We start from the raw sequence: 24,337 nt of genomic DNA on the forward strand, positions 1-24,337 counted from the left end.
CAAAGAACATTCGTCTTCTCGTTTTGGGAGTTTCCTCATGCGTCGTGCCCTTATTGCGGCCGTAGCCAGCCTGACCGTCCTTGGATCGCTGGCCGCCACCGTGCCCGCTCAGGCAACTGCCAATCCAGTGCCACCGACCATGTTCGGCCTCCATGTGCCTGGCATTGCCAATGGCGTGAAGCCCTCAGTCAGCTACGGAACCCTGCGACTGTGGGACTCGGGCGTGGCGTGGGGCCAAGTTGAGCAGTCCAAGGGGCAGTACTGGTGGAACGGCCTTGATGCGGCCGTTGGCAATGGCAACCTGGCCCGGGCCAACTCACTGATCGTGCTCGGATCCACCCCTACTTGGGCAGCATCCAACAAGAAGCAGGGCACCTACCCGTATAAAGGCTCCGCTTCGATGCCCAAGAACATCAATGACTGGAAGTCATGGGTCACCGCCGTTGTCAGTCGCTACAAGGGCAGCGTTGGCGCCTATCAGATCTGGAATGAAGCCAACCTGACCAACTTCTGGGCAGGTACCCCAAAGCAGATGGCCACCCTCACCAAGGAGGCCTACAAGATCATCAAGGCGATCGATCCGTCTGCTGCGGTGGTCTCTGCTTCGAGCACTGTGCGCTTGACAGCTCGCTACAACAAGTTCTTCCCTGCCTACTTGAAGGCATTGAAGAAGCAAGGCTGGCCCATTGATGCGGTTTCGGTGCACACCTACCCGGCAGGCAATGAAGGCCCGGCGGCTCGAGTGCAGTTCATCCAGAAGACTCAAAACGATATGCGCAAGGCTGGAGTACCGGCCGATCGTCAGCTTTGGGACACCGAGGCCAACTACGGCATCGTTGGCCCGGGTTCAATCTCTGGCCGCTCCATTGGCGGCGCTGATGCAGCCGCCTACGTGGCGCAGACCTACCTGGACAACATCCGCCTGGGCGTTGAGCGCTCCTACTGGTACTTCTGGAATCAGGCTGACGGTCGCGTGGGAATCGTCATGAATGACGGGACTACTGGCGCCATTGGGTTCCAGACGGTGCAACGCTGGTTGAACGGGGCTTTCTATGCCTGCACGACGGGCGCTGTGAATGTCTGCAATTTGGCCGACAATGTCAATCCTGAGGTCGTGGTGTGGGCCACTACAGGCAGCGGTACTTACACTGTCCCCGCCGGGGCATCGGTGCAATGCAATGCGCTCAATGAGTGCGCTGCGGTTGTCCCGGGTTCAAAAGTCACGATTGGGAGCATGCCTCTATGGTTCGGAACCGCAGACAGAAACGCACAAAATCAGCTGCCTTCAGTGCCGTAGCACTCACGGCTGCCCTAGTGCTGGCAGCGTGCGGTGGTGGCGATTCTGAGGATGGCAGCGCGAGCGCTGCTCCCACAGCAGATGCCAATGTAGTTCCGGCCTCACTCGTGGGGATGCAGATCGAGGGCGTTGAAGTCGAGGCTTGGTCGTCGGCACCCTTTGGCTCACTGCGCCTTTGGGACAATGGCACCGCTTGGTCGCAGATAGAGCCGACCAAGGGTGTGTTCCGTTGGAAGAACCTTGACGGCGCCTTGTCCAACGCCAAGTCCAAGGGAATGACCGATATCCTCATGGTGCTTGGCACCACTCCCACGTGGGCAGCTTCCAAGGTGACCGAGCCGGTCTACCCGCCGTATCCAGGTGCCAATAGCGCGCCGAAGAACATGGCCGACTGGGACAATTGGGTACGCGCAGTGGTCACCCGGTACAAGGGCCAGATCACCTCATATGAGATCTGGAATGAGGCCAACCTCAAGCAGTTCTTCAACGGCACTCCAGCCCAACTGGCAGAGATGACCAAGCGCGCCTACGACATCATCAAGGCCGAGGATCCCGAAGCGACAATCGTCTCAGCCTCGCCAGCACTGCGCTTGCAGTCGGCCTTCGATCGCTTTTTCGGTGCATATCTGAGTGAACTGGCCAAGCGTGATTGGCCAGTGGACGTTCTTGCAATGCATACCTATCCCAAGGCCAATGGCGATCCAGTGGCCCGAGGCGAACTGATCGATATGGCCAAGGAGGCCATCACCGCATCGGGAGCGCCGGCTGATATGCCGATCTGGGATACCGAGCTCAACTACGGACTTGCCGGGCCTGGTGCACTGCCAAAGCAGAGGATTGTCGGATTGAAGGCTGCTGGCTGGGTGGTGCGTACCTATATCGACAATCTTCGCTACGGAATCGAACGCTCCTACTGGTACATCTGGACCCAGAAGCCGTACGCGCTGCTTGGCATCCAGGCCTACCCGGGCTCGCCCGCTGAGCAAGGCTTCTTCGCAGTGGAGAACTGGGTCATCGGTTCCAGTTTCGAGGGCTGTACCGAGTCGGGTGATGTTGTGACGTGCAACTTCACCCGAGCAGGGCAGAAGTCGATCGTGGCGTGGGCCAATACCGGCACTGCGCAATACACGGCCCCTGAAGGCAGCACTTTGGTCTGCGATCCGGCTGCGAAGTGCGCTCAGGTGCCGACCGGCTCGCAGTTGACGCTGACTGAAGTGCCCGTTCGCATCTATCTGCAGGCGTAATCTGCAGCTTCGCAGACCGAGGCGTTGGTGCTTGCGCTGGTAACCTTGGCAGCGGAGGTCAGATGACGCATGAGGTGACGCAGGACGGCTCTACGCCCACTGACGCCACCAGCCATCTGCGCACCCCTGCTCGGATCGGCTGGTCATCGGCTCACAATCGTCGTGATCGCCCTCATCTGAGGCGAGATCCCCTGCGCGTGTATGCCACCCGCGCTGTGATCTGGGATTTCATCGCGATCACCGTTGCGGGCATCGTCGGCTTCACCCTTCGCTGGGCCATCCCGTTCAATGTCGAGATCAACGACCCCACTTACGTCTCACTGGTTGTGATCGTTGTCATCGCCTGGATGGCTGTCATGGTTCTGCGTGGCGCATATGACACTCGCGTGCTGGGTGTGGGCTCAGAAGAGTTCAAAAGGGTGGTTTCAGCAACGGCCACAGTGTTTGGCGCGGTAGCCATCGTCGTATTCGCCTTCAAGCTGGATCTCTCACGCGGCTTCGTCCTCATCACCTTCACTGCGGGTCTGCTGCTCCTGCTGGTCGTGCGCTGGGTCCTGCGTTCGTGGTTGCGTCATGAGCGTCGCTACGGACACTTCCTGCACCGCACGGTTGTCATTGGTGCCGAGCCGCAGAAGTCCGAGATCGTCGACATGTTGGATCGTGACCCGGTTGCCGGTTTCACCGTTGTTGACGATCTTGAAGAACCGGCCTCTGACATTACTGAAGATGAACTTGATGAATGGCTCGATGAAGTCATGGCAGTGATCGCGTTGGAGGACGCAGACACCGTGGCAATCGCCGGCTCACCGGCAATTGGTGCAAAGGTCGTGCAGCGACTGGCTTGGCGCCTGGAAGGTCCGCGGGTGGACCTCTTGGTGGCACCGGCTGTTGGCGATGTCGCTGGGCCGCGCGTCACGATGCGTATGGCTGCCGATCTGCCGCTGCTGCACCTTGACGAGCCGCATCTCACGGGTCCTAAACGCGCGATCAAGCGTTCCTTCGACTTACTGTTCGCGGTCGTCCTGTTCTTCCTCTTCCTGCCGTTCATGATTGTTGCAGCCATCGGTGTGAAGCTGACCAGTCGCGGACCCATGCTCTATTTCCAGGAGCGAGTGGGCCGTGGAGGCGAACTCATCCAGGTCGCAAAATTTCGGACGATGTATGTCGGCGCTGATGAGCAGCGGGAGGAAGTCATCGGCGCCCCCGATGCCAGCATCACTGCGCGGTACCGGCGTGATCCCCGCATAACCCCATTTGGCCGTTTCCTTCGACGCTGGTCGATCGATGAGACTCCGCAGGTCGTCAACGTGCTTGGTGGAACCATGTCAATGGTCGGCCCACGTCCGGTGTTGGTCGATGAGCTTCCCCTGCTCGGTGATGCCGATCACCGTCGTCACCTGACTAAGCCAGGACTCACTGGCTTGTGGCAGGTCTCAGGTCGCAAGGACGTTGACTGGGATGAGCGTATGCGACTGGATCTTGACTACGTCGAGCACTGGTCGCCGGCTCTTGATCTGGTGATCGTGGCCAAGACGGTGAAGGCCGTGCTTGTCGGTGACGGGGCCTACTAGTTTCGACACGCGTGCATCTCGCGTCGGCAGGCCCAAGATCTCAAGTCGGGCTGAGATAGAGCGGTCGGCCATGCGTTGTTCAAGGGCCTGGATATCGATCTTGACCCACCAGAAGAGATCTGCGAACTGAACCTCTCAAGGCATTTTGATAAGGAGGCGTCTTTCGTTCCTTGATGCTCATTCAGGGGGCCTTCCGCAGCGGCTCTGACGGCTGTTTATAACGGCTCTGCAACGGAAAAGTGTTGGAGACAGACCTCTATCTATACTCACCAAGTGTCTCGGGTCTCTCCACGCCTAGCGTTTGGCATTGGCCTCGGGATTGTGGTCGGAGCCTTTGTTGTGTGGCTCCAGATTTCGTCATTCACCTCATTGGTTTCACTGGGAACTGGCTTTCGCAGTTTCCAGACCAGCCTGACGAGCGCGGCCAACCAGATCTCCGATGGTGAGTACGAGGCGGCCCAGGCCGATTTCGCTCAAGTGCAGTCAGCGGCGGATCGCGTCGATGCCTCTGCGCATGGGCGCAATATGGTGGTGCTGAGTTGGATCCCAGGTCTTGGCTCAGCAGTTGCGAACTGGGAGCGACTGGCCACCGCGAGTCAGCAGATCACGACCAGCACCGGGGACATGCTCACCTTGTTCGGTGATCTGTCAGGCAAATCCGGTGCCGAGAAGATCTTCAATGACGGCGCGATCGACGTCGACGCTCTGCGCAAGCTGCCTCCTCGAGTGAAGTCCATCGATCAGGGCATTGCGATCACTTTTGCAAATCTGGAATCAATTCAAGCCAATGGACCTCTGTCAGGCCCACTGGCGTCAATACAAGGCAGGGCACTGAAGCAGATCGCCCCAATCCAAGAAGCGATGAAGGCTCTGGTTGATCTTGCTCCGCAACTGCCTGATGCACTCGGCGCGAATGGGCCCAAGCGCTACCTGATTGCTATCGGCAATCAGGCCGAGATGCGTGCTTCAGGTGGAGCTCCCCTCACCTTGATCCTGGTGGAGTTCGATCAAGGTCGCATCACGATCCCGATCAAGGGTCAAACGAGCACCGAGCTCTTTCCGCCGCTGAATGCACCAGTGAAGTGGTGGGGTCCTTCGGCGAACCCCTTCTTCGACGTCAATCCGCGCAATGCTCCGATGGTCGTCACCAATACTCATCCCTCCCTGTTGACCAGTGCCCGAGAAATGGATGGCGCTTGGCAGGGTGGTCAGTACCCAGCAGTCGATGGCATCGTCACCGTCGATCTCACGGCAATTGGCTCGGTACTCAATGCGATGGGGCCGATTCAATCGCCGGCCTATGGCGAGGTGACAGGCGACAAGCTTGGGCAGATCCTGCTGATCGACGCCTACGCCAAGTTTGGGCAGGAAGAAGCTGTTGCCAGACAGAAGGCCAATCAGGAATTACTTGATCAACTGCTGACGAAACTGCTTTCGGGGGATGAGCTGGTGACCGCAGCCAAGGCGATGGCACAAACTGCGCCGGGCCGGCACTTCCAGGTGTGGATGCTCAACCCTGATTTCGAATCAATAATCGTCAAGAGTGGCGCTGGCGGCGCAGTCGTGGCCCCATCCAAGGGCGACTGGTCGGCGGTGTACACGCAAAACGGCAACCAGAGCAAGGTGGACGTCTTCCAGAAACGCAGTGTGGTGGTCAACGCAGTGATCAACGCCGATGGTTCGGCGCAAGTCACTCAGGATGTCATTCTCACGAATGCGACGCCGGCCGATCGCCCTGAAGGACCTCCTGAGCGCATTGGATATGAGACAAGTTGGCTGAAGGCGGCGTACATCATGTATGTACCCAATGCAGCCGAGAATATGCAGGCGACCTATCCCGCTGGCTTTGCTGTACGACCGTTCAAGAATCACCAGCAATACGGCCGTGGCTATGCCAACGATGGCTTCAATCAGAAGCTTGTGCGTGTTGTCGGGTGGACCGGGCCGGGGCAGTCGTCGACAGTGACGCAGAGTTACACCCTGCCAGCAGGCACCTTCAGCGCAAATGGCTCATTGACCTATACCTTGCAGGCTGACCCGCAATCGCTCTTCAAGCCGTCAACAATCACTGTGCGTGTCACGGCTCCTTCGGGCTGGGCGCCAGTTGAAACTGAAGGCATGGCAGTCACCGGACGCACAGCTGAAGTCAGCGCTGTGCAGAACGCGCCGGTCAATGTCGTCATCGATCTGCAGAAGGTCAGTTGATGTCCCGAGCCAACCAGATGTTGGCTGCGGAGGCGGTCATCTCAATTGCCCTGCTCTGGATCTTCCCACCGTTCGGCTTCATTGCCTGCGCTGTCCTGCTGATGATCGCGCCACCGTGGGGTCGCAGCCTCACTGAACGAGCCATCATCTCGGCGATTGTCATCGCTGGAATCGTGGCCGTGGCCATCCCCCGTGGCAGCGAAGTCCCAGTCACGCAGACCAGCGCTCGCCTGGGACTTTCTCTTGTTGTAGCGATTGCAGTGGCCCTGCGCTTCATTCCGAAGCTGAAGGCGTTTGCAACCCTGCCCAAGCCCAAGTTGGCGGATTGGTGCGTGGCCTTACTTGTCATTGTCAGCGGCCTGTGGTTGATGAGCGCATATGTCGGAGCCAGTGCTGAGCAGATCGTCAGTGGACTGTTCTTCACTGGCTGGGACAACCAAGGGCACTTCGTGCCGTTCGTGAACACCTATGAGGTGGGTGCAACACACTGGCCAACGATGGATGGCGCAGTGGCCTGGAATCAGTGGTACCCATCACTGCACACAACGATCTGGTCCCTCCTGACCCTGGCCGCCAGCGGGGAAGGTATTGATCGCCTCGGCTTACTGTGGCCATACGTGCAGTGGACGGCCATCAGCTTTGCCCTCTGCCTGGGTGCTTTGTCGTGGATTGCCAGTGACCTCGCCAAGAGGATCACTGAAGCGCTGGCGCCAGAGCATGTGTGGCTCAAGCGGCTGGCTCCAGCAGTAGCAGTTGCAGCCTTTGCCGCGTTCGCCCTGCTTGGCAGTCCCACTGCATTGTTCAATGCAGGCTTCACCAACTTCGTGATGGCAGTGACGATCACGGCAGCCACGGCCTACTTCGCAACGCGCAGCCTCAACAGTGCTCGACAGATCGGCTGGCTGCTTGTCCCGCTTGGTTCCCTCGCTGTCATAGGACTGTGGACTCCACTGGTACTGGGCATCGCGCCAGCCGGAGTCGTGGTGTTGATCGCGTTGTGGCAGCGCAAGCGCTGGCTTGGCATTGCCTGGGCGATTGCCACGGTGCTCATTGTGGCTGGCACGAGCTACATCCAGACCAAGGCGATCGTCAATGTCTCGGGCGCCGACGTTGGCACATTCACCCAGGATCTTGGCGCGGTCGGCACTGGCATGGTGCCCTTCAACATCGGCTTGGCTTTGATGTCACCGCTGCTGCTTGCACTGATCGCCTGGCTGCTGTTCCGAAGGCGAATGATCCCCTTGGGCGTTGCAGTCGCCGGACCGGCGATAGCTGTCCTGCCCTTCCTTGCCGTTGCTGTGCTCGGCGCGCATTCAGCAGAGTTGGCTTGGCTCAACAGTTACTACGTGTTGAAGACACTGAACGCGATCTTGTTGTTCGCGGCTCCCGCCTACGCAGCTATCGCAGCCGTCACGGTGGTCATTGCTGTTGCGCATTTCGCGCGATCGCGCTTTGAAGCCGTAGTCATGGCGCTGATTGCTGCGCTGTTTGCGCTCGTGGCTTTCGGTTATGTCGGTCCTGCGCCCAAAGAGTTTGCCAGCGGCTTCAGTTCGGCACCCGGCATTGCCGCCGGTGCCAAACGCAGTGGGAGCGTGGACAACTCGCTGGTGGGTGAAGCGATAGTCAGCGCGGCGATCGCGGCCAAGCCGTATCCGAATGACATTCCGCTGCTTTGGGACGGCTCTGGCACCCTGCCCAATCTGTGGCTGGCCAGCCTCACTGGCGTGATGAGCAAGGACCAGCAGACCTTCTACCTGAGTCTGCCGCCATTCCCCTATGAATCCGCTGCCCAGAGCTATGTCTTCGATGCGCTCGCCGCGAATCCGGATATGCACATAGCGATCTATTGGTTTCGCACTGTTTCTGGTCAGTCCCTTGCGGCACTCAAGACTTCCTTGCCAGGCCAGGTCGCGCTGGTGCAGGTGCTAATGCGTTCCTCGCTGCTGTGCCAGGAGTGCTCGCTGCCATGAAGCTCAGCAGTACTCGCGCCGGCCGGCGCGGCCCTGGCATTGTTGGGGTCGGCCTGATCCTCGTGGCGCTTATAGCGACAACGCTGCCAAGTCAGGCTGTGTCAACGGTCAAGATCCTTCCGGCTCCTGGCCTGCCTGCGGTGCCTGCGGTCGGCAACTACGCAACGCGTGCAAACCCAGCCTCCGTTCCGGTGGCCGGCGATCTAGCTACTGGACAGTTCATTGTCGGATCAGGTCCTCGCATGCAGTCAGCCTCGATTCATTCGACTTCGTCCACTGGCAGTGGAACACCGTTGATGGCGGACTGGAACGGCGATGGGATTGCGACGCCAGGTCGCTATGACGCCGGGGTTTGGTACGCAACTGACGTAGTGATCGGCAAGACACCTCAATGGAGGGCAGTTGCCAGTTTCCAGGGTCAGGCAGGTGATATCCCTGTGGTTGGCAGTCTGAACAAGGATCGTGTGCCAGATGTTGGATTCTTCCGAAGCGGCCAGTGGATCTGGCAGCTCAGCGGTGACCAGACCCAGAACGTGACCTTTGGTCAAGCCGGAGACATCCCAGTAGTGGGTGATTGGAACGCGGACGGCATCGATGATCTCGGGGTGGTGCGCAGTGGCACGTGGCTCCTTCGAATACCGGGTGTTGCAAAGAAGAAGGATCTGAAGCTGGATCCAGGCGCCAGTCTCGAGCTGCAGCCTGAAGGCAAATTGGCAATCGTGAGTTTTCCCTTCGGGTTGCCTACCGACATTCCCGTGGTGGGTGACTGGAACTCCGATGGCGCAGATACGCCGGGTGTTGTTCGCGATGGCATGAACTGGCTGTTGAGCAAGTCTCTGCGCAGGCTCAGTTCAACAGTCACTGTGGCATTCCCGGTGCCCAGCGGTTTCACTGCACTAGTGGGCTCGCGCGCGACAGGTCCCCAGTCCTGTCCCACAGCAACGCCGTCCTCAGAGCGACGCGCTTTGGAATTGGCCTCTCGAGTGCGAGCCCCCGCCAATCTGCGCGGCAATGCAAGGAAGCCGGGTATGCCCGAAATCCTTGCGACCGTGCAGGACGGCCTGCGCTATTCGATTACCAATGACCTCACCAGGCGACTCAGTGCACAGACCTCGTACGCTTACTACGACGTCATCGACACTCACCGGACCATTGAAGAATCTGTGCGGCGTTCGGCAAATGTGGCGCTCGCTGCAGCCATCATGCTGACGACCACGAACTGGAAGACCGTGCAGAATATCTCGCGCGCGCAGTTGCTGTCCTATGCGAAGTGGCAGATTCGTTCAATCGCCTGCCAGCACGGCTCGATCACGCCGGGCGGCTGGGGCACGACCTGGCAGTCCGCGCTCTGGGCTACCACGGCGGGCCAAGCAGGGTGGATGCTGTGGCCCTACTTGAGCAAACAGGAGCGGGCCTACGTCGCTGCGATGGTAGCGGCCGAGGCAGATGCAGTTGCGGCTCGCGGACCGTACTACTACCGCGATCGTGCCGGCAAAGAACTGTCGCCCGGCAATTCCAAGTCCGATGAGGTCTCCTGGGATCTGACTGCTCCTGCTCTGGCCCTGGCGATGTCACCGAAAGCCAAGAAGGCCAAGAAGTGGCGACGCACTCTCGTGGGATTCTCAATAGCGGCCTTTGCACGGCCAAGTGATCTCACCAGCAACATCAAGGTGAATGGAATCAACATCTCGCAGGACCTGCCTGGCACCAACGCCAATGAAGACGGCACCATCACCAACCACAACATCATCAATCCGGACTATCAGCAGAACGTCCAGAACCTCTGGTGGAGCGCCAGCATGCTTCGGGTCGCCCGGTTAAGTGTTCCCGAAGCTGTGTTTCTGAACTCCGACATTGTGTACCGCTCGCTTGCCGTCGTGAACTTCCCATCGCCGCCCTACGCCGCACCCGGAGGCATCGTCTACAAGCCGGGGGGGCAGATCTACTACCCACAAGGTGTCTCTTGGGGTACTCGACGGCCAGCAACCTTCACCGGAGTGGATTCCTTTGCCGCCATCTACTCAGCGCCAGATACCCGTGCAGCGAAATACCTTGCCGATCACGCACGCGATACCCGCGGCATGCAGCAGCGCTACAACTCAGGGCGCATCTACGCCCCGGGGAATGCTGAAGACTCCTATGCCTTGGGCAAGGAGGAGTACGCCCTCATGCAGACCGCACTGGCATGGTGGGCAGGTGCGGTGCCAAGCGGACCGGGATTCAAATTGGACAGGAGCACGATCAGCGGAGTGAACTTGAATCCGACCGGCGCGATCGCCTAGGAACCGAACTAGCGCAGACTGGCGATGAATGCCTGGCAGTCGTCATAGCTGGGCAGCAGCCCTGATGCGGCGGCTTCAGCCAGGCTTGGAGCAGATGCATCCTTAGGTGACAGCACCGACTCCTGGCCGCTGGGCCATGGCAGCCCCAAAGCAGGGTCAAGTGGGTTGATGCCATGTTCGCGTCCTGGCGCGTACGGCTCTGAGCACAGATAGCCGACAGTCACTGCATCGCTCAGCGCGCAGAAGGCATGGCCGAGACCTTCAGCGATATAGAGGCCAGTGCGCGTCTGGTCGTCGAGTTCAACCGCATCCCATTGCCCAAAGGTTGGCGAGCCGAGCCGAATGTCGACCACAACATCGAGAATGCGACCGGAGAAGCACTGGACGTACTTGGCCTGACCGGGCGGAACGTCGGCGAAGTGCACGCCACGCACGGTGCCTCGCTTGGAGACTGAGATGTTCATCTGCTGCAGATCCAGTGCGTGACCAATGGTCTGGGTCACAAGATTCTGCTTGAAGGACTCAAGGAACACGCCTCGATCATCGGGGCGTACCAGCGGCGTGAACGACCAAGCGCCTTCAATGCGGAGTGGGTTGGCCTGCACGCAGTGAGGTTATCGGACCGGCGTCCATTCGCGGACCGCTTGGGAGCATGGCTGACAAGTACATTGGCCCAATGCGAATCGCCATCCTTGGCACCCGAGGGGTGCCTGCAAGGTATGGCGGTTTTGAAACCGCAGTGGAGGAGATCGGCAAGCGGCTGGTGCAGCGCGGCCATGATGTCACGGTCTATTGCCGCAATCCGGGGCAGAAGCAGACCGAATACCTCGGTATGCATCTGGTCAACTTGCCGGCGATTCGGCATCGATTCACTGAGACCCTCTCGCACACCGCACTGAGTGCGAGCCATGCAGTCATCAAGGACCATCCCGAGGTTGCGCTGCTGCTGAATGCCGGAAACGCTCCGATGCTCAAGCCGCTGAAACTTGCGGGCATTCCAACAGCGATTCATCTGGACGGCCTTGAGTCCAAACGCGAGAAATGGCGCGGGGCCGGTGCGCGCTACTACCGCTGGGCCGAGGACGCTTCGGTCCGATGGGGACAGGAAGTCATTGCCGATGCACAGGCGATCGCCGATCATGTGCAGCAGAAGTACGGACGCGAGTGCACGGTCATCGCCTACGGGGCCCCGGTCATTCATCCGAGTGACTCGCGCTTGAGTGAGCTTGGCGTGCAGGCTGGTCAGTACCATCTCGTCGTCGCCCGCCTCGAGCCCGAGAACCATGTGCTGGACGCTGTGCATGCCTATCTCGCGAGTAATGAGACCAAGCCACTGCTTGTTGTGGGAAGCGCGCCGTACTCGCAGTGGTATGTGGAGCAAGTCGCTCAGGCCGCTGCCGGCGATGTGCGTATCAGGATCGCTGGTGCCATCTACGACCAGGAATTGCTGGACCAGCTCTACGGCAATGCATGCAGCTACATTCACGGGCACAGCGTCGGCGGTACCAATCCGAGCCTGCTCCGGGCCATGGGGGCAGGTGCTGCGGTGCTCGCCTACGACGTGGAGTTCAATCGAGAAGTTACGAACAATCAGGCCATGTTCTGGGCTGATGCAGCGGAGCTCACCGCACACCTGGATCGCATAGCTTCGGGATCACAGGATCAGTACCTCTCGCAATTGCGGGCAAGCAGCCAGCAGCGGATCGCTGATGCGTACCAATGGGATGAAGTGGTCGACAAATACGAAGCTCTGATCAGTCGATTGGCTGCGAGTCGAACATGAGCACAGCGGCCGTTCTGGTGACGCACAACTCGGCGAAATGGATCGCAGAGACTCTGGTGAGTGTGTGCAGTCAGGACACTCCAGTGGATCGCATCATCATTGTTGATGACCACTCCACTGACAGCACGTTAAGCATCATTGGCGAGCACGCATTTGGGCCGCCGATCGAGCTCGTCACGAGTGCAAGTACTGCGAAGGATGTGCATACCCGCATCGCAGGCAACGTTGTGCAGGGAGTCCAGACCTCAGGTGCGGAGCTTGTCTTTCTTGGTGATCACGATGACCTCTGGCGCCCCGACCGAGTGACGCACCAATTGCAGGCATTGAAGAATTCACCGTCGGCTGCGCTGATCGCCTCAGATGGTCGCGTGTTCGAAGAAGGAGCAGGTGCTACAGGCAAGACCATCCGTGATGTGTTTGCGGTGCCGGCCGAGTTTGGAGGCTGGCGCACCAGCAAGCAGTTCGGGTTTGTCGTTCGACACTCGGTTGCCACTGGCGGAGCGTGCGCGATTCGTCCGGCCGCGTTCCACCAACTGGAGGTCCCGGCGGGCTGGTTGCATGATCGTTGGTGGAGTCTGTGGGCGGCTGCGCACAGCAAGCTGGTGATAGATCCGACGATCGTGATCGACTATCGCGTTTCTGAATCTCAGCAGGTGGGACTGGCCACTGCTGCGCAAGGCGCAGGCGCTCCCACGTGGTTTCTTCATCACGCTGGTCAGGCGCTGCGGTCGGCCAGGAGGGCCATAGATCTGGCCCCGTTGTTCCTTGCGAGCCGTTGACGGCTTACTGCACCTGAATATGTGTCAGACACAGGTGAGCGTCGGAACTTCCTATGCCGAGGTAGGGCACTGACGTGCACTCCAAAGGTGTCGGGACGAACCACGCAGGAATCGAAGCGAAATACCGGTCGATCTCCTCACGCGTTGGCGCATAAAGCGCCATGACGGTGGGATTCAGGTCACGCAGCGCGTTCTGATCTGCAGGTTCCAGTTCTGCTTCACCCGGGGCATTGTTGTACGCCCCCCAAAGTTGCATCGCAGCAACTGTGGCCGTCAGGCGCAAGGGGTCAGTCCAGATGGCAATGCGATCGTCCGCAGATGTGCGTGCCAGCAAGAACTCCTGCGCCCGCACATTGGATCGCATGAGTTCCTCGGCTTGATAGTCAACGAAGGCAGCATTCATCGGGTACTGGCCGTAGATGCCCAGATTGCCTCGTCCGTTCTGCAGCCACTGTGCACAAACACCGAGAGCGATGACTGTTGCGATGACCAGCGCCCATGACAGCAATTGATGACTCCAGGCTCTCATCACTGTGGAGGCCAGCATCAGCGCAACGCCGGCGAGCACGAGCAGCAGACCCTGTGACATTGACAGTTGAGCCGATGAATGGCCTGACCACACCATGGCCACGATCAGCACCGGCAGACCCAGCCAGAGCAAGACATGAGCATTGCGTTCTTCGACGATCGCACCGATGGCGAGCACTATTGACAGCAAGGCTCCCGGCCAGCACATCGCTGCGTAGTGCGGCGCCTCGATCCAAGGCCCAGGGATCAGCTGTATGTAGGCAAGAGTGAAGACGATGGTGATCGCGCTGATGATGACCGCTGCTGCACTCCATCTGTTGCGCACGAACACAATTGCGACAAGGGAGACGAGCAGGCCCAGCAGCACGACAAGGGCAGCCGCATCGCGCAGCCAGATGTGGGGGTCGCTGATAAATGACGCATAGTCCAGTCGCGAGTTCCACGATCGATAGGTCTGGAACCAATTGAGATCGGGGAACAGCAGCCGCCCCCACAGCAGGAATCCAAGGAAGACGACCACAAATCCCGAAACGATGGCCAGCAGCTCAGTCAGCAGGCCGCGCACGCTTGGACGTGCCAACCAGATGCCCACAGCGCGGATACCCAGCCAGGTCGTGCCGGCAAGGAACGCGTTGTAGGGATTGAGCATCAACAGCCAGGCCAGAACGGCACCAGTGGATACGCCCAAGATCCAAAGTCGCCGCCTGCTTGCACGTGGGCTCGGCTTGAAGTGTGCGACTGCCAAGGCAAACAGGCACAGGCTTGCCGCCATAGCTGTGCCTGTTGCGTAGGTATTGCCCGCGTAGGCCAACACCATGGTGTTCAGTGCGACAAACATCGTCAGCAGGGCCGCTGTTGCTCGATACGTGAATTGCCGGGCCACCCAATAGACGCTGATCACGATGAGCAACAGGATCAAGGCGCGCCAGCTGGCAAAGCCGTTCCAGATGCCAAGGACGTCGATGAGCCAGTTGACCGGACCGAGATATCCGAGTCGTGTCCAGTAGTAGCCGGAGTCCAATGCGCGCTCATTGATCTGATCACCGAAGATGGCAAGGGAAGCGGAGAACTGTGAATCAGGTGCATTCATTCCTGTCCACCACTGCGCGCCAACGCCGAAGAGGATCAGCAGCCACAGGGCAAGCGCGAGGAGAGTGTCCAGCGCATGACTGTGGATGCGCGCGCCCATCTGCCGCGCCATGGTCACATTGAAACTGTAGTCAGCAGCTGTTTGATGTCGGTTCAACCGAGGTGTGACAGCCGCTTGGAGATAGGCTCCACAGGGTGTCCGCCCTGCTGATCGACGTGACTGATCTCGTCGAATTTCTTCAGCGACAGGAGTCGGTTTCGGGTGTGCAGCGCGTCATTGCTGAGGTCGCCCCGCTTCTGAAGGACCAATGTGCATCGCCTTCGCTCGCAGTTGTGCTCGATCGAGGGCGGGGAGTGTTTGTCGCATTGACCGGTCCTGAATTCGACGCACTGCTGACCCGCGGGGCTCGCGTCAGTGGCAATGAGTCACGCGAGTTCCTGGCTGCAACTGCCACGGCAACCCTGCAACGAGCCGCCCAAGCCGGAGCCGTTGACATCAAGGACGGCGATGTTCTGCTGTTCCTGGGAGCACTGTGGATCAACGATGCGCTGATGCTTGCTGCCCGTGCCGCGCACGCTGCTGGTGCGATCATTGTTGATCTGCTCTATGACCTCACGCCTGTCTTGCAGACCGGCCATACCGCGGCGGTCAATCGGCTGTTCGAACGCTACTTGGCACTGATCGCGCAGACAGCATCTCGAGTTCCGGCGATCTCGGCTTCGAGTCGAAATGATTTCGAGCACTACTCACAGGCTCATGGATATCAAGTCATCGCGGGCGCAGCAACCGGATTGCCTTGTGGGCTCACACCAGAAAAACTCGGCGATTCAGCACTCCATGACAGTCCTTGGCCCCGACCCTTCGCACTGTTTGTTGGCACTGTCGAATCTCGCAAGAATCACATGCTTGCGCTGAATGCCTGGAGAGCACTGATTGCCGAACATGGGGCAGATGCCGTGCCTGATCTGGTGTGCATTGGCCGACTCGGGTGGCATGCGAGCGAGTTTCTGAATGCCTATATCAAGAGCAATGGGCTGGACGGAAAGATCAGTGTGTTGAGTGCGAGTGTCACTGACGAGGAGCTCGCGCGCTTCTACGCGCACTCGGAATTCACGGTCTACCCCTCGAACTATGAAGGGTGGGGCTTGCCCGTTTCGGAGAGCATTGCCTTTGGAAGGATCCCTGTTGTCGCAGACAACTCATCGCTGCGCGAAGCGGGTCGAGATTTAGCCTGCTACTTCACCTCGGGTGACCAGCAGGCATTCATCGACGCAGTCGAATCGGTACTGGATGCCAACAGCCGAGCAGCTGGGGAGCAGCGGATTCGCGATGACTCCACCCCACCGATCACCTGGCAGCAGGTCGCTGCAGTCATCAATGACGAGATTGTGGCCGCCCAGGCCGCGGGAGCGAGGCCATCGATGGTTCCGTTGATTGAACTTGGCCGCGAATACATGCTGGCTGTGGGTTCGCCTACTCCAGATGATGGCTACGCCGATCAAGTGCTGGAGCACTTGCAGAGTGAAGGACTCACGCCGATGCTCCGGCAGCCGCGCGGTGAACGCGACTTTGAGATTGTTGATGCTGCCTTGATCGGCAATCTTGGCTCTCCCCAGACCTGGGGCAATGAGATTCGACCCGGTCGTCGGGTTGAGTTTCGTGTCCAGCGTCCTGTTCCAGGACCACTGACCTTGCTGCTGGCGTCACGCTCGATGCCCGGCGTGGTGACTGTGGAGGCCAGCGGGCCAGGCGGGCCAGTGCATCAGGAGATCTATCTCGGATCAGTCATTCAGATTCCGCTAGGCGATGGACGTGTCGGCGAACCCGCCTATGTGAGCCTGACCGTGGTCGACGCCCAGAACTCAATTGAAGGCTTTCTTGGCATCCGATCCTTTGTTGTGCTGAAGGCTGATGATCTCAAGGCCGAGGTCTTGGCACACAAGTCGGCTGCTGATGCACTTCGTGCCGAACTGGACTTTCTTCAGAACACCCGCTCCTGGAAGGTGACTGCGCCCCTCGCTTTGACTAGCGCCTGGCTGGTGCGGTGACAGTGATCGTGTAGGTCTCCGAGCCTGGGGTCAGGCTCGCATTGCCGGCAGTGAATGCCGTGACCTGGCACTGGCCTGGGCTCAGTGCGGTGAGCACCGAGCCGTTGATCACGCACGGGCCTTGCTCGCTGAACAGCACTGTGGTGTTCGAGGTGGTGGTGGCGGCCAGGGTCACCTTTGATCCTTGTGGCATCGCGATTGGTGAGGCGATGGTCCACACCGGCTGTGTCGGTGGATCAACGGTGATGTTGTCAGCAACGCGCGGCCCTTGGATATTGACGATCTGCGAATTTGTACCGCTGAGCTGTCCGGCTTGGCCCGGCTGTGGGTTGCCGGTGTAGTTCACCGAGATTGTGTGAATACCAGATACCGGTGGAGTCCACTGGTAATTGGCCACTCCATTGATGGTCGGGATCGACCCGCTGATGCCGGTGCCATCCATCGAGAAGGCGACCGAGCCGTCAGGGAAGCCCTGGCCCAAAATCGCACTGATCACGGTGGTGGTCCCGGCGTACAAAGTGGCCGGCCAGCGCAGTGCAACGGTGGTGCGAGCTGTGGTGACAAATGGCTGGGAGATCGGGCTGGTTGAGGCCGTGAAGTTGCCGTTGTTCGGCTGGAAACTGGCTTGAACCGGGGAGGCTCCAGCACCAGATGGATTCCAGGGCAAGGTCACCGTTGAAGTGTTGGCTCCAATGCTTCCGGACAGTGGCTGCGTGGTGATGGCATTGCCTGTCACGTTCGACAGGTAGACGCTGCCAGTTGGCGCCAAGGAGCCGATGGGTGCGACCACGCCACCTGAGAGGTTGTTGGTGACGCCGGATTGCACTGACTGCTGTGCCAGCAGCACGGTGTACGTCGGCATCGGTGCAACGGTGATGGTTGTGGATCCGGCAGCCAGTGCGATGCCAAGTCCGGCAATGGTCCAGGCGCCGGCGCTGGTTGGCGTCCAACTTGCTGATGCCCAGCCCTGAGCGTTCACAACCGCCTGGATCGTGGTGGCAATCGGGCCAGATGTCAGACCAAGAGTGATGGTCTGACCTGGAATGCCAGGCACTTGCACCGAAATGTTCTCAGCCACGCCGACCATGCCGTTGGGCGCGTAGATCGCCCCGCTTGGTGCTGCATCTGCGGCTGCACCGAACGCTGCAGTTGAGCCGAGCGCAAGTCCTATTGCCAGAGTCGCCGTGGCAACTCTGCGGGTCGTGCGCGAATGGCGCGCAGATGTCAACATGCCAACCTCCTTGATGGGCTGAAAGAAGGCTACTTGCCCAGTGACCGATATCTCGGCTCATCGTGGGGGCGCCTGTCGCAGGGATCGCTTGGTTAGCATGGGGCTTATGTGGCAACGCGCGTCCGTACAGGATGCAGGCGGAATTGAGCCAGAGCGCGGGGCCAGACACGCGTGCTGACCGCTCTCAAGCGGCAGCACGCGCTCATCTGGGCCTTCGCCAACCGTGACTTCGCCACTCGCTACCGCTCCAGCGTCCTTGGCTGGTCCTGGTCCCTTGTGCAACCGCTGGCCATCCTGCTCATCTACGCAGCCGTGTTCAGCCTTGTGTTTCGAGTCCAGGCCCCGACAATGGGCAATGGCGAGACTTCGTACGCGGCGTTCCTGTTCACTGGCATGGTCACCTGGAACCTCTTCTCCAGCCTGCTGACCTTGTCGATGACACAGCTGAAGAGCAATGGCGAGCTGTTGAAGAAGGTGCAGTTCCCGGCCTGGACTCCCGTGCTGGGCGCGAGCATCGTGCAGTTGATTCAGGTAGCCCTTGAACTCGTTGTGCTGATCGTGATGTTCCTGATCTTGGGCAATGTCGGCTTCACCTGGTTGCTGGCCATTCCCATCCTGATCGGTACCGCGCTGTTTGCCCAAGGTGTTGGACTGGTGCTTTCAATCATGAACGCGCGCTTTGGTGACGTGATGTACATCGTCGCCGTTGCCTTGGGGGCCCTGTACTTCCTGACTCCTGTGCTCTACCCGATGAGTCTGGTCGAATCCAGCAGCGAGGCCTTGGCGTGGATCGTCAAGTGCAATCCAATGTCCTGGTACGTCCAGGCGATGCACGACGCGATGTACGGGCTCACGGCTCCGTCATTTCTTGTGATTGGCGCGCTGCTCGTCGGCGGCTTCCTCACCTTCTGGGCAGGGTTTGCGATCTTCAATCGTTTCAGTGAGGACATCGGAGAACTCCTGTGAGCGAGATTGCAGTGGGCATCAACGATGTCGGCAAGCGCTTCATGCGCAGTGCTGAGCGTCGCAACTCGATCAAGGAGCGCATCGTTCGCGGGCGCGCGCGCCGGGCAGAGGACTTCTGGGCAGTTCGCAATCTCAGCCTTGATATTCCCAAGGGCAGCGTCTACGGCCTTATCGGCCACAACGGGTCCGGCAAGTCCACCCTGCTGAAGATGATCGGCGGCATCTACCGTCCGACTGAGGGTTCGATCGTGAGCCAAGGTCGGATCGCCTCCCTCATTGAACTTGGTGCGGGCTTTCATCCTGAGATGACGGGCCGCGAGAACATTGGGCTGAACGGATCGATTCTTGGCATGCCGCGCAAGGAGATCGCTGCCGTCACTGACGAGATCATCGAGTTCTCGGGGTTGCGGGAGTTCATCGACGATCCGGTGAAGCACTACTCCAGCGGCATGTACGTGCGCCTTGGCTTTGCGGTTGCGGTGCACATGAAGCCAGATGTGCTGCTCGTTGACGAGGTACTGGCCGTGGGAGACGAGGAATTCCAGCGGAAGTGCTTTGACCACCTCTATGCGCTGCGCCGCGCCGGCAAGACGATCATCGTCGTTAGCCATGGGCTGGGTCAGTTGGAAGCCTTGTGCGATGAAGTCGCGTGGCTTGAACGTGGCACATTGCAAGAAGTCGGCGAACCAACTGATGTAGTGGCCAGCTACCTGAAGAAAGTCAACGCTGAGGAATCAGCGCGATCGCCTCTCGCAACGGCTGTGCGTCCGCTGGATCACGAGGGTGGGGTGAAATCGGCACTTCGAGTGACCAGTGTCCAGGTCACCAACACCGAGGGCGTCCCGCTGAATCATGCGGAGACCGGAACTACATTCACATTGAAGGTCGGGATCGCAACGTCGGAGCCGGTGCTGGGACCCAATGTGCGCATTGCATTGCAGCATGAAACCGGACCCTTGGTCGCGATGATCAGCAACCACCGACTGGGCTTCGACTTCAGCTATGTCGATGGCGAGCATGTGGTAGAGATCGACCTGTTGAAGAATCCGCTCCTGCCTGGTCGGTACCGCGTGCATGTGGATGTCTTTGACCACACGGGGTCCAAGCTTCTTGACTCCTGGAATGATGCGGCTGAATTTCCGGTGCGCAGCGCAACGGGAGAGATCGGTCAGGGATTTGTGCAACTCCCGGCCGAGTACCGATTGACGTAGCCATGCCAAGTGAACGCAACCCTGTCATTCGAGCCAAGCGCAGAGCTGGACGAGTCAAACGCTGGATGAAGCGCAAGATCTATGAGCGAAACATCGGCAAGCAGTACAAGGCGTGGCTGGCTGAAGCTGTTGAGGTTCAGGCAGGTTCTACGCACCATGACTTCACGATCTCCATCATCGTGCCGGTCTACAACCCACCTCTTGATTTCCTGCGCGAGTGTCTTGATTCGGTCGTCAGGCAGCAGGCGGGCAATTGGCAGTTGGTCGTTGCCAACGATGGGTCAACCAAGCCAGAGGTAAACGCCTACCTCGCGGACTTTGCGCAATTGCACAACGCTGACTCTCGGATCCAGGTCACGGCCAAGGACAACGGTGGAATCTCGTCGGCACTCAACCTTGCACTGAGTCTGGCAACTGGTGCGTACGTGGGCATGCTCGATCACGACGATGTGCTGGATCCACGGTGCATCGAAAGCTTCAGCACCGAAATCGAGGCTCATGCATTTCCCGATGCTGTCTACTCAGACGAGGACAAGATCAGTCCGAACGGTGAGCATTTCGAGCTGTACTGCAAGCCTTCGTTCTCGCCGGAGCTCCTGCTGACACAGATGTATCTGTGTCACTTCACGGTCTTCAAACGCGAGCACATCAACGAGGTCGGTGGCCTTCGCACCTCCATGGATGGAGCGCAGGATTTCGATCTGGCGCTTCGCCTGCTTCCAAGACTCGGTTCTGTCGTGCGGATCCCTCGCCCGCTCTATCACTGGCGCGCGTGGAGTGAATCGACGGCTCTGACTATTGATGCCAAGCCATGGGCGCAGCTGGCAGCAGCTCGAGCTCAGCAAGAGCACCTGGATCGGACCTTCGGCGGTGGGCAGGTTGAGCCGAGCTCGACTCAGGGTTTGAATGAGGTGCACCCGAAAGTCATTGGCAGTCCAAGGGTTTCGGTCATCATCCCCTCGATTGGCACCCGCGATTTGTCAGGGGCTGCGCGCTTTGTCGACAATGCCGTGGAGTCTCTCGCCCGCTCGGAGCAACTCGTTGATCTTGACATCATCATCGTGACAACGGGAGAGATACCTGATGTGCACGTCATGGATCTGGGGCGTCATTCGCTGACCCATGTGGTCTACGACTCCGCCAAGTTCAATTTTGCCGATGCCATCAACACTGGTCGTCTGGCCGCAACAGGTGAGTACCTGCTGCTCCTGAACGACGATACGACGGTCGAAGAGCTCAACCCAGTTGCCCGTCTGCTTGAGCTCGGCCAGATCACGGAGGTCGGCATCACCGGCGCGAAACTGAGTTACCCAGACACGCGCTTGCAACACGTTGGGATGGTCCTGCTGCCGAGTGGGCCCACGCATCCGTGGATCAGCAAGTCGGCCAAGACACCGGGATACTTCGGATCGACGCTGACGCCGCGTAATTACCTGGCTGTAACAGCGGCAGCACTCCTTGTACGCACTTCAGTGTTCGATGAGGTCGGCGGTTTTGACTCTGCATTCGCGCACGACTACAACGATGTCGACTTCTGTCTGCGCGTGAGACAAGCGGGTTATCGCGTAGCGTGGACGCCGTACGCCCACTTCACTCACTATGAAGGTGCCACCATGGCTCGCAAGAAGGCAGATCCGGCTGAGCATGCGCTTTTTGAACAGCGCTGGAGTGCGTTGCTTCATGAAGATCCGTACTACTCGCCTGCGCTGAATCCTGAACTGCAGCGCATCTACGAGGCCTTGTAGTGGAACTGCCAAGCTTCCGATCTCCTGGAGGCAGGACACTCGTTGTGTACGGAGACGCGGCTCTTCTGACGATGGAGCGGATGGCCGAGTTCGGCCGACGTATCGACTCAGATGCCCGGTTGGTGTCGCTGTCGCTTGCACCGAGTCCGGCGATCACTGATCGCTGGTTGCGAGCTGCTGCGCCCTATGGGCCGCTGCTTGCCTTGGCTCAGGATGCAGTGGATCTGGTGGGGATTCTCCCTGTCGAGCCATCCGTGCCGGCTCTGCGCACTTGGTGCCTTTCGGCTTCCGAGCGCGGACTGTGGCACGACTGGCTGCTCTCGAATCACCGCGATGTTGCGGCGGCGCCGCTGCTGCTCGAGGCAGATGCTCTGGATGACCAAGAAGCCGATGACCCCAGCGGTTCGCATTTCCTCCTTCGACACACGCAGCCACTGAAATCCCGCAACCTGACCATTGCTGTCGACGCAACGTGGCTTGGACCTCATCAGACGGGCGCGCAGGTGCTCACCACTGCTGCAGTGGAGGCATTGGCCAACGATGATCGAGTAGCCAGCATTCATCTGTCAGGCATTGCGAGTTTGCCTGATTACGCCGTGCATCTTGCAGATCTCGACAAGGTCAGCGTTGAACTCGAAGCTGTTGAACAGGCAGACATCGTCTGGTATCCGAACCAGATTGATGGTCGCAGCAATATTGAACAGGCTCGCAGCCTTGGTCGCCGGGTCGTCACCACCTACTTGGATCTCATCGCCTATGACATCCCGCGGTACCACAGCTCGCCGGAAGCCTGGGCTGCGTATCGCAGCCTTCAACGCCGCATCGCTCTGAGCGTTGACGGAGTGACAACCATCAGTGCTGATGTCGCTCATCGACTTCAACAAGAGGCTCCGCGCTTGGAGACCGAGCGCATTACACCGATCGTGTTGGGTTTGGATCACATCACCGCCACCAGCGCGCCGGAGCAGCCCGATGGGGATCTCCACGACTTGCTCGCTGCTATCGGAGAGCGCCGCTTCGTGCTGGTTCTTGGCAATGACTTCGTGCACAAGAACCGCGATCTTGCTATCGCTGTGTGGCAGGAAGTGCTGGCGTCGGGCCAATCATGTGACTTGGTGCTCGCTGGTTTGCATGTGAAGAGCAGCAGTTCCAAATCCGCCGAGGATGCATTGACATCGAAGCATGTGGATCTTCGCGGTCGGGTGCACACAGTCGGTCATGTGAGCGCGAATTCGCGAACCTGGCTGCTGGCCAATGCTGATGCGGTGCTGTATCCCTCCAGTGCTGAAGGCTTTGGCTTTGTGCCTTATGAGGCTGCCGCCCTTGGAACGCCCAGTACTTTCGCGGGTTTTGGTCCCTTGGCCGAAGTGTCCGGAGTGACGTCAGTGCCAAGTTTTTGGACGATTGAGGAGTTCGCAGCCGACCTTTCGCAACTGCTTGGCGACCCAAAGGCAGCCGAACTGCGGCTGGCGCAATTGCGAAGCGCAATCCAGATTCACACCTGGAGTGGATTCGCCGAACAGTTGGTCGACTTCTTCCAACACATCATCGGTCTGCCGACAGTGTTGACGAGCACAGTATCGAGCACGGCTTCTGCAGACGCGGCCCTTGCGGCCATCTTGTCGAGCAAGTCCTATCGGGCCACTCAGCTACTGATGAGAGTGAAAAGAGGCATCACTCGCTAGCGCTGGACCTCGCGGGTGGCAATTGGTGTGTAGGCGATCGAGTCTGGCAGTTTGCGCAGGACATCGACTGTTCCCCAGTTGCCGGCATCGCGCAGGACATCTTCAGGGACGTCAGTGTGATAGATCCGCCGCTCGACCAGGCTGTAGTTGGGACTCCAACTCCACGGCGATGACGGGTCCATCTTGAATGTGGTCAGCGCCGGGTCATGGCGGTATTCCGAGCGCACGCTCGTCGGATAGATGAAGTCGAAGACGATGAGATGCCCGCCTTCGACCAGCAACTGATCAACCGCAGCTGCAAGTGGGAAGAGGTCAGCGCGCGGCAGCAGGTACATGAAGTAGCCGAGCACGATGCAGTCGAAGCTGACGCCGTCCGGCAGTCGATCAAGATCTGAGGGGGCAAGGCCCGAGCTCAGCCACAGTTCTGGGAACTGCTGCCTGCCGTCGATGACAGCCTCGGCGCTGGCATCCATCCCGTAGCCACGGGATCCGAACTCCCGGCGGGCCGCCTCCAGTCGCCAGCCGTTGGCACAGCCGATCTCAAGGATGGTGGCGCTGGGCTGGACTCGTTGAATGGTGCGCAAAGCCTTGAGTACCGGATCCTCAGCCCGTTCCAAGGCGCTGCCGTTTCGTTCGAAGTACGACTCCGAATCGCTGGTCAGTGCCTCGTGCAGGCCATCCAGCGGTGACGTCAATGCTCCT

17 protein-coding genes are annotated in these 24,337 nt (G+C 59.4%); 13 read left to right on the plus strand and 4 right to left on the minus strand.

Annotated elements, in window-relative coordinates:
- The first annotated feature begins 37 nt into the window (after window positions 1–37).
- The 6 genes from Q8M73_02360 (at window position 38) to Q8M73_02385 (ending at window position 10,569) form a co-directional block, all read left to right on the plus strand.
- Window positions 38–1,297 (plus strand): endo-1,4-beta-xylanase, encoded by a 1,260-nt coding sequence (locus Q8M73_02360; protein ID MDP2287392.1) that lies wholly within the window; start codon window positions 38–40, stop codon window positions 1,295–1,297.
- Window positions 1,243–2,541, plus strand: a complete 1,299-nt coding sequence (locus Q8M73_02365) for an endo-1,4-beta-xylanase (protein MDP2287393.1) — start codon at window positions 1,243–1,245, stop codon at window positions 2,539–2,541. The genes Q8M73_02360 and Q8M73_02365 overlap by 55 nt, the downstream gene beginning before the upstream one ends.
- Before the next feature lie 62 nt (window positions 2,542–2,603).
- On the plus strand, window positions 2,604–4,112 hold the full coding sequence (locus Q8M73_02370) for a sugar transferase (protein MDP2287394.1): 1,509 nt from the start codon (window positions 2,604–2,606) through the stop codon (window positions 4,110–4,112).
- Between the two features lie 273 nt (window positions 4,113–4,385).
- Window positions 4,386–6,317 carry a DUF4012 domain-containing protein gene (locus Q8M73_02375; protein ID MDP2287395.1) on the plus strand — a complete coding sequence of 644 codons (1,932 nt, stop codon included), beginning with the start codon at window positions 4,386–4,388 and terminating at the stop codon, window positions 6,315–6,317.
- Window positions 6,317–8,287 carry a hypothetical protein gene (locus Q8M73_02380; GenBank protein ID MDP2287396.1) on the plus strand — a complete coding sequence of 657 codons (1,971 nt, stop codon included), beginning with the start codon at window positions 6,317–6,319 and terminating at the stop codon, window positions 8,285–8,287. The genes Q8M73_02375 and Q8M73_02380 overlap by 1 nt, the downstream gene beginning before the upstream one ends.
- Window positions 8,284–10,569 (plus strand): hypothetical protein, encoded by a 2,286-nt coding sequence (locus Q8M73_02385; GenBank protein MDP2287397.1) that lies wholly within the window; start codon window positions 8,284–8,286, stop codon window positions 10,567–10,569. Before Q8M73_02380 ends, Q8M73_02385 begins: the two co-directional genes overlap by 4 nt.
- Before the next feature lie 8 nt (window positions 10,570–10,577).
- Here the strand turns inward: Q8M73_02385 and Q8M73_02390 are convergent, their stop codons facing one another.
- Window positions 10,578–11,174 carry a dTDP-4-dehydrorhamnose 3,5-epimerase family protein gene (locus tag Q8M73_02390; protein MDP2287398.1) on the minus strand — a complete coding sequence of 199 codons (597 nt, stop codon included), beginning with the start codon at window positions 11,172–11,174 and terminating at the stop codon, window positions 10,578–10,580.
- A gap of 71 nt (window positions 11,175–11,245) precedes the next feature.
- On the opposite strand from Q8M73_02390, the gene Q8M73_02395 reads away from it, so the two are divergent.
- Both Q8M73_02395 and Q8M73_02400 read left to right on the plus strand, forming a co-directional pair.
- Window positions 11,246–12,352, plus strand: a complete 1,107-nt coding sequence (locus Q8M73_02395) for a DUF1972 domain-containing protein (GenBank protein ID MDP2287399.1) — start codon at window positions 11,246–11,248, stop codon at window positions 12,350–12,352.
- Window positions 12,349–13,131, plus strand: a complete 783-nt coding sequence (locus Q8M73_02400) for a glycosyltransferase (GenBank protein MDP2287400.1) — start codon at window positions 12,349–12,351, stop codon at window positions 13,129–13,131. The genes Q8M73_02395 and Q8M73_02400 overlap by 4 nt, the downstream gene beginning before the upstream one ends.
- A gap of 4 nt (window positions 13,132–13,135) precedes the next feature.
- On the opposite strand, the gene Q8M73_02405 is transcribed toward Q8M73_02400, so the two are convergent.
- Window positions 13,136–14,866 carry a hypothetical protein gene (locus Q8M73_02405; protein MDP2287401.1) on the minus strand — a complete coding sequence of 577 codons (1,731 nt, stop codon included), beginning with the start codon at window positions 14,864–14,866 and terminating at the stop codon, window positions 13,136–13,138.
- A gap of 77 nt (window positions 14,867–14,943) precedes the next feature.
- On the opposite strand from Q8M73_02405, the gene Q8M73_02410 reads away from it, so the two are divergent.
- Window positions 14,944–16,797: a glycosyltransferase gene (locus tag Q8M73_02410; protein ID MDP2287402.1), complete on the plus strand. Its 1,854-nt coding sequence runs from the start codon at window positions 14,944–14,946 to the stop codon at window positions 16,795–16,797.
- On the opposite strand, the gene Q8M73_02415 is transcribed toward Q8M73_02410, so the two are convergent.
- Window positions 16,775–18,028, minus strand: a complete 1,254-nt coding sequence (locus Q8M73_02415) for a hypothetical protein (protein MDP2287403.1) — start codon at window positions 18,026–18,028, stop codon at window positions 16,775–16,777. The two genes, Q8M73_02410 and Q8M73_02415, sit on opposite strands and share 23 nt — an antisense overlap.
- Before the next feature lie 171 nt (window positions 18,029–18,199).
- Between Q8M73_02415 and Q8M73_02420 the strand changes: the two genes are divergently transcribed.
- The 4 genes from Q8M73_02420 (at window position 18,200) to Q8M73_02435 (ending at window position 23,635) form a co-directional block, all read left to right on the plus strand.
- A complete protein-coding gene (locus Q8M73_02420; protein MDP2287404.1) occupies window positions 18,200–18,994 on the plus strand; it encodes an ABC transporter permease in 795 nt (264 codons plus the stop codon).
- Window positions 18,991–20,205 carry an ABC transporter ATP-binding protein gene (locus Q8M73_02425; GenBank protein MDP2287405.1) on the plus strand — a complete coding sequence of 405 codons (1,215 nt, stop codon included), beginning with the start codon at window positions 18,991–18,993 and terminating at the stop codon, window positions 20,203–20,205. Before Q8M73_02420 ends, Q8M73_02425 begins: the two co-directional genes overlap by 4 nt.
- 2 nt (window positions 20,206–20,207) lie before the next feature.
- Window positions 20,208–21,950 (plus strand): glycosyltransferase, encoded by a 1,743-nt coding sequence (locus Q8M73_02430; protein ID MDP2287406.1) that lies wholly within the window; start codon window positions 20,208–20,210, stop codon window positions 21,948–21,950.
- Window positions 21,951–22,030: 80 nt separating this feature from the next.
- Window positions 22,031–23,635 carry a glycosyltransferase gene (locus Q8M73_02435; protein MDP2287407.1) on the plus strand — a complete coding sequence of 535 codons (1,605 nt, stop codon included), beginning with the start codon at window positions 22,031–22,033 and terminating at the stop codon, window positions 23,633–23,635.
- Here Q8M73_02435 and Q8M73_02440 read toward each other — a convergent pair.
- Entirely contained in the window at window positions 23,632–24,330 is a 699-nt protein-coding gene (locus Q8M73_02440) for a class I SAM-dependent methyltransferase (protein ID MDP2287408.1), read from the minus strand. The two genes, Q8M73_02435 and Q8M73_02440, sit on opposite strands and share 4 nt — an antisense overlap.
- Window positions 24,331–24,337 lie beyond the last annotated feature (7 nt).

Source organism: Actinomycetota bacterium, from assembly GCA_030684515.1.
Taxonomy (GTDB): Bacteria; Actinomycetota; Actinomycetes; order S36-B12; family S36-B12; genus UBA11398.